The 1,717-nt window shown below is 73.8% G+C and carries 1 protein-coding gene; it reads right to left on the reverse strand.

Annotation, left to right across the window (positions count from 1 at the left end):
* Positions 1–111 precede the first annotated feature (111 nt).
* The coding region (locus ACFW2Y_RS18725) for a beta-N-acetylhexosaminidase (protein ID WP_384880093.1) at positions 112–1,717 on the reverse strand (1,606 nt) is incomplete at its 5' end.

The following is a 1,717-nucleotide window of genomic DNA, read 5'->3' on the forward strand; positions in this document are numbered from 1 at the left end:
CCGTCGGGGCCCGCCTCCTTGCCGTCCCGGCCCGGGCGGGCGCGTCCGCCCCCTTCCCGGCCCGGGTCGCACCGCCCCGCACCGCCACCGGTGCCTGTGCACAGGCGCCGACTACTCCGCGGGCCAGGGCACCTCCGGCGAGCGGTACCAGGTGATGCCCAGGGCCTCGAAGCGGGGCGCCTGCTCGGCGAGGCGGAGCTTGTAGGCGTCCCAGTCGTGGGTGGCCGCCGGGGACCAGCCCAGTTCGGCGACGCCCGGAAGCCTCGGGAAGGCCATCAGGTCGAGGTCACCGGTGGAGGCGAGCGTCTCGGTCCACAGCGGCGCCTCGACGCCGCGGACGGCGCCCTCGGGGGCACCGGGGAGGTAGGTCGCCGGGTTCCAGTCGTACGACCTGCGGACCTCGACGTACCCGGCCCAGGCCAGGCCGAGCGGGGTGTCCTTGGTGTACTTCATGTCGAGGTAGGTCCGGTCGGCCGGGGAGAGGATCAGCCCGGTGCCGTTCCGCGCGGCTGCGACGACCCGCTCCTTCTCCTCCGCGGGGGTGCGGTCGAGGCCCCAGTACTGGACGAGCGCACCCTTCGCGGGGGTGGCAGCGGTCAGCTGGTGCCAGCCGACGACGGTCTTGCCGTACGCGGCGACGACCGGTTGCACCTTGTTCATGAAGGTCACGTAGTCGGCGTGGCTGGTGGAGTGGGCCTCGTCGCCACCGATGTGGAGGTAGCGGCCGGGGGTGAGCGCGGCGATCTCCCGCACGACGTCGTCGACGAAGTCGTAGGTGACGGGCTTGGGCACGCACAGCGAGCTGAAACCGACCTTGGTCCCGGTGTAGAGGGGCGGGGCGACGCCGTCGCAGGTGAGCTCGGGGTAGGAGGCGAGGGCCGCATTGGTGTGGCCCGGCATGTCGATCTCGGGGACCACCTCCTGGTAGCGGGAGGCGGCGTAGTCCACGATCTCCCGGTACTGGGCCTTGGTGTAGAAGCCTCCGGCGCCGCCGCCGACCTCGGTGGAGCCGCCGTGGGTGGTGAGCCGGGGCCAGGAGTCGACGGCGATGCGCCAGCCCTGGTCGTCGGAGAGGTGCAGGTGGAGGGTGTTCACCTTGTAGAGGGCGAGCTGGTCGATGAACCGCTTCACCTCGTCGACGGTGAAGAAGTGACGGGCCACGTCGAGCATGGCACCGCGGTAGGCGTAGCGCGGGGCGTCGGTGACGGTGCCGCCGGCGATCTTCCAGGGGCCGGGTTGGACGCTCTTCCGCTCGACGGCGGAGGGGAGCTGCTGGCGCAGGGTCTGGACGCCGCGGAAGAGACCGGCGTGGGCACGGGCGGTCAGGACCAGGCCTTCGGGTGCGGAGCGGAGCCGGTAGCCCTCGTCGCCGAGCGCGGTGTCGTCGGGGTCGAGGCGGAGCCGGATGCCGCCGCCGGCGGCGGCGCGGTCGTCGACGACGGGCAGCGGGAATCCGGTGGCGGGGCGGAGCAGTCCGGCGAGGTAGCGACCGAGCTCCCGGGACTCTTGGGAGGTCTCGTCGACGCCGATGGTGGTGGCGGCGGTGAGCGTGTAGGGCTCGCCCTCGGGGGTGACGGAGGCGGGTGCGGGCACGATCCGGCCGAGCGGTCGGACCTCGGGTTCGACAGCGGCCCGGCCGGACGCCTTGGCGTCGGTGCCGCCGCCGTCGGGGGCGGCCGCGCCGCCGCCCCCACCCGCGGGCGGGCAGAGGGGCAGG

The sequence above is a fragment of the Streptomyces sp. NPDC058877 genome, from assembly GCF_042742855.1.
Classification (GTDB): Bacteria; Actinomycetota; Actinomycetes; order Streptomycetales; family Streptomycetaceae; genus Streptomyces.